This is a genomic window from Deinococcus sp. (assembly GCF_030523985.1).
Classification (GTDB): domain Bacteria; phylum Deinococcota; class Deinococci; order Deinococcales; family Deinococcaceae; genus Deinococcus.
Map to the genome: position 1 here is coordinate 2123 of NZ_JAUNHK010000121.1, position 4641 is coordinate 6763.

Annotated in this window: 4 protein-coding genes; all 4 read left to right on the plus strand. The window is 68.7% G+C overall.

The features are described 5' to 3' along the window. Window positions 1-9: 9 nt before the first annotated feature. The 4 genes from Q4C89_RS13135 to Q4C89_RS13150 all read left to right on the plus strand — a co-directional run bounded on the left by Q4C89_RS13135 (window position 10) and on the right by Q4C89_RS13150 (window position 4532). A complete protein-coding gene (locus Q4C89_RS13135) occupies window positions 10-723 on the plus strand; it encodes a 5'-methylthioadenosine/adenosylhomocysteine nucleosidase (RefSeq protein ID WP_303103076.1) in 714 nt (237 codons plus the stop codon). A 68-nt stretch (window positions 724-791) separates the two neighbouring features. Beyond that, window positions 792-1139, plus strand: coding sequence for a CidA/LrgA family protein (locus tag Q4C89_RS13140; protein WP_303103077.1), 348 nt, complete (start codon window positions 792-794; stop codon window positions 1137-1139). Beyond that, on the plus strand, window positions 1136-1801 hold the full coding sequence (locus tag Q4C89_RS13145) for an LrgB family protein (protein WP_303103073.1): 666 nt from the start codon (window positions 1136-1138) through the stop codon (window positions 1799-1801). The genes Q4C89_RS13140 and Q4C89_RS13145 overlap by 4 nt, the downstream gene beginning before the upstream one ends. Window positions 1802-1919: 118 nt before the next feature. Then, window positions 1920-4532: a hypothetical protein gene (locus Q4C89_RS13150; protein WP_303103074.1), complete on the plus strand. Its 2613-nt coding sequence runs from the start codon at window positions 1920-1922 to the stop codon at window positions 4530-4532. Window positions 4533-4641 lie beyond the last annotated feature (109 nt).

The window sequence follows — 4641 nt, forward strand, 5'->3', positions numbered from 1 at the left end:
CTCGCCCCTATGCTAGCCATCATCGGCGCTATGGACGAAGAAATCGAGTTGCTTCTGGAAGACCTGCAGGAGCGCCAGGACGTGACCCTGCCGGGCGCGACCCTGCACCGGGGCGTGCTGGACGGTATCCCCGTGCTGCTTACGCGGGGCGGCATCGGCAAGGTGAACGCCGCCCTGACCACCGCGCATCTGCTGAGCCAGGGAGCGTCGCGGGTCATTTTCACGGGTGTGGCGGGCGGTGTTCACCCCGAATTGCGGGTGGGCGACATCGTGGTGAGTACCGACCTGGTGCAGCACGACGTGGACGTGACCGCGCTGGGCTACGAAGTGGGCACGGTGCCCGGCGAACCCGCCACCTGGGAGGCCGACCCCCGGCTGCGGGCGCTGGCGGCCCAGGCGGCGGCAGACGTGGGCGGCGTGCGCGTCATTGAGGGCCGGGTGGCGAGTGGCGACCAGTTCATCGCCTCCCGAGAAGGCGTTCAGCGGCTCTGGAGACAGTTTCAGGCGGCCTGCGCCGAGATGGAGGGAGCAGCGGTGGCCCAGGTGTGCAGCAAGGCGAAGGTGCCTTTCGTAGTGATTCGCTCGGTGAGTGACACCGCCGACCACGACGCCCAGGTGGACTACCGCACCTTCATGCCGCTGGTGGCCCGGCACGCCAAACAGGTGGTGCGCGGGATGCTGGAGCGGCTGAGCACGGACGCTCGGCAGGGGCAGGGAAGCTGAGCGTGCCTAGCCCTTCCCTGGCGGCGGACAGCGTCACGGCGGCGCTGCCCCCGGCGGTTCGCTTCGTGATGGGGCTGGGGATTTTGCTGGCCTTCGCCGCACTGGGCAAAGCGCTGACCGGGTGGCTGCACCTGCCGCTGCCGGGGCCAGTGGTCGGCATGGTGCTGCTGTGGCTGGCGCTGTCGCTGGGCGTGGTGCGCCTGCACTGGATTCAGGCGGCGGCAGACGGGCTGCTGGCGATTCTGGGCCTGTTGTTCGTGCCCGCCACGGTGGGTTTCGTGGATTATCTGTCGGCGGGCGCGGCCTGGGGCCTGTGGCTGCTGGTGATGCTGGCGGGGCTCTTGGTCGGCGCGGGGACGGCGGGCCTGCTCGCCAGTCGGCTGATTCGCCCCGAACCCGGCGAGGACAGCGCGTGATTTGGCTGGTCGTCACCCTGCTGAGCTTTGTCGCTGGCGTCCTCACCCAACTGCGTTTTCGTTCGCCGCTGACCAATCCCACGCTACTGGCGACGGTGCTGGTGGCGGCAGGGTTGCTGCTGAGCCGCACGCCTTACCAGCGCTACGCCAGCGAAGTTCAATCTTTGACCTCGCTGCTGGCACCTGCGGTGGTCGCCCTCGCCGTGCCGATGTACCAGCAGCGTGCCCTGCTGGGGCGGCAGTGGCGGGCGCTGCTGGTGGGCGGCGTCACGGGAACGGTGCTGGGAGTGCTGACTGACACGTTGCTCTCCCGCGCCCTGCACCTCGGCCCGGCGGCAGAGCGCTCACTGAGTACCGCGCCAGCAACCAGTCCGGTGGCGCTGCAACTGGCCCAGTTCACGGGCGCACCGCCCGAACTCGCCGCCACGCTCGCCGTCTTATCGGGACTGGTTGGGGCGCTCGTTTTGCCACCTCTGCTGACAGCGCTGGGGGTACGGCATCCCCTGGCGCGGGGCATCGCCATCGGCAGTGTGTCGCACGGGGTCGGCACTGCCCGCGCCCGCGAGGAAGGGCCGCTCACCGGAGCCGCCAGCAGCATCGGCATGGGCCTGGCAGCGGTCATCGTGACGCTGCTGGTGGCCCTTTCTGTCGCGGCGAACTGAGCCGTGGGCCGGGCCATGACTTTCAGGCTCACGGCCTGACCTTGGCCCCAACGTTGGCTAGTTCACGATGTGGCTGTACCGAACGTAACCCAGTGTATGATTTCCGACAGTGAATACCATGCGTAAACCTACACCCCGACAGGCCCTCTCCCGTGCCACGGTGCTGGCTGCCCTGCTGGCAGGCGGCGCGGCCCTGGCCCAGAACGCCACTCAGCCCGCCGGGCAAAGCACCACCGGGGGCATCCTGCCGCTGGTGTCGGTCGGCAACACCTGGCCCCAGGCCCAGGAGTCGTACAACATCGTCGTGACGCCCGCCAACGCGGGCAAACCGCTGGGCCTGGAAGTCTACAGCCCCACGACTAACCTGGCCGACTACGCCGACTTCACCGCCAACACCAAGCGCGGCCCCAACTACTTCGGCGACGAAATCTACAGCAAGGACAAGGTCTTCCAGACCAGCTTCGTGCTGACCGGCCCCGGCGGCACGGTGGTCAGCCGCAGCTTCGAGACCAACCGCGAACACACCTGGGACAGCCTGTTCAGCGGTGGTCTGGCGGCGGGCACCTACACCCTCAAGGTGACCAGCAAGGGCAACGGCAAGAACTCCTTCGCGCTGCGCGTGGCGGCCCCCTTCGCGCTGGAAACGAGCGATTTCAGCGTCAACGCCCGCTCCACCACCCCCGAGCCGCTGCTGGCCGCCCGCCTGTCCATTCCTGCCGAGTGGGTCGGCAAGACCGTCAGCGTCATCAACTACGACATTGACGGCCCGCAGGAAGCCGAGTCGTGGCTGGTGCTGCCCGGTAACGTCCGCGCCAACCTGACCACTTCCGAGAACGGCAAGTCCGCCACCAACCGCTTTACCGTGACGCGGGCGATGGTCGGGGAGTGGCAGGTTTTTATCCGCGTGCTGCCCACCACCAAGCAGTACTCCAACGCCATCCGCTACTCGTTCCGCATCGGCGACCAGCCCACCCAGGCCACCGTCGGCGGCTTCGAAACGCCCAGGAACACCCCGATTGCCAATCGCCTCGTGGTGGACGTGGTGGACACCCAGGGCAACCCCATCCCCGGTTCCAGCTACGTACTGGTCGGCGACAACACCGTCAAGCCGTCGCTGCCGCAGGGCTACACCCCCGTCAGCAGCAGCATGGTCGAAGGCAAGGGCAACGTGGTCTCCCCCACCGAAGTCCGCTTCCAGCCCGGCAACAACCGCGTGCGCTTCGTGGCCCGTCGCCCCAGCGTGCTGGTGGACGTGGTCGACCCGCAAGGCAACCCCGTGCCCGGCGCGACCACCACCACCGACGGCGGCGTGGCCCGCGTGAGCCTGCCTGGCGGTTACGTGCCTGTCAGCTGCTCGATTCTGGAAGGCAGGGGCACCGTCGTCTCCGGCACCGAAGTGCGCTACCAGCCCGGCGACACCCGCATCCGCTGCGTGGCCCGTCAGCCCCGCCTGAAGGTGGACGTGGTGGACACCGAAGGCCGCCCCATCCCCGGCTCGGACTACACCGCTCAGGGTGGCGTCGCTCAGCCCCAGCTGCCTGCCGAGTACGTGCCTGTCAGCGCCAACCTGCTCGAAGGGCGCGGTACCGTGACCGCCCCCACCGAAGTGCGCTACCAGCCCAACGAAGACACGACCATCCGCTTTGTGGCCCGCCTCCAGCGCCTGCTGGTGGACGTGGTGGACACCCAGGGCCGCCCCATCCCCGGCTCGAACTACACCGTGCAGGGCAACGTCGTGCGCCCCGCGCTGCCTCAGGGCTGGGTGCCCGTCAGCTCGACCATCCTCGAAGGCCAGGGCACCACGCCCAGCCCCACCGAAGTGCAGTTCCAGCCCGGCGACACCCGCATCCGCTTCGTGGCCCGTCAGCCTGAAGGCGGTCTGGCCGTGGACGCCGTCGCCATCTTCGGTGACCGCCGCATTCCGCTGAACGGCATTCCCTTCCAGGTGAACGGCCAGACGCTGAACACCCCCGCCACCATTCCGCTGACCCCCGGCGACTACCCCGTGACCCCCACCGCCATCCCCGACAGCACCTACGCCACGCCCCAGCCGGGCCGCGTGGTGGACGGACAGACCGGGCGCGTGACCATCGAGTACCGCGTGCTGACCTCCATCAGCCTCAGCGTGGCCCCCGACCTGCTCGCCGCCTGCGACGTGACCCAGCTCTCGGTGGTCGCCAAGACCAACTTCCCCTACCGCCTGCCCGCCAGCGTGCGCGTGAACCTGCCCAGCGGCTGGACGACCGACTACCCGCTGCAACTCTCGGGTGACTTCGGTGCGGGTCAGGCCCTGCGCCTGAAGGCCCCGGTCCGTATCTGCCGCAGCGACACCGCCCAGGCCGTCCTCGAACCCGTCGGGCTGACCACCAGCGGGCAGGCCGTGGTGCGTGCGCCCGGCGGAGCCAACGCCAGCCGCAACGTCGAAAACGGCGCTCAGGCCGCGCTGACCAAGACCGTCGAAGCCACCGCCAACGGGTATACGGTGAGCATGGTGCTGACCGTCAACGGCACCATCGACAACCTGCGCATCATCGACCCGCTGCCCCAGGGCACCAACCCCGGCGTCCGCAGCGCCATCAGCGTGAACGGCGCTTCGACGGTGGGCGCTTCGACCGACGGTGAAGCCATCGTGCTGGGCCGCGTCGGCACCGGCACCTACCGCCTGAGCTACACCCTGTTCACGGACGCCCCCGCTGACCGCGTGGTGACGGCACCTGAACTCACCTGGTAAACCGCCCTGTGACCGAGTCCGCTCCTTCGGGGGCGGATTTTTTTTGGCTGGTGGCGAATACAGAGAGCGTCAGTGACAGCTTTGGCTTCAGCTTTTGGCCCCAACCCCA

What these genes read in the sequence shown, in the direction of transcription:
- Q4C89_RS13150 (WP_303103074.1), top strand. Translation starts at nt 1,920, where the DNA reads ATGCGTAAACCTACACCCCGACAGGCCCTCTCCCGTGCCACGGTGCTG.
- Q4C89_RS13135 (WP_303103076.1), top strand. Translation starts at nt 10, where the DNA reads ATGCTAGCCATCATCGGCGCTATGGACGAAGAAATCGAGTTGCTTCTG.
- Q4C89_RS13140 (WP_303103077.1), top strand. Translation starts at nt 792, where the DNA reads ATGGGGCTGGGGATTTTGCTGGCCTTCGCCGCACTGGGCAAAGCGCTG.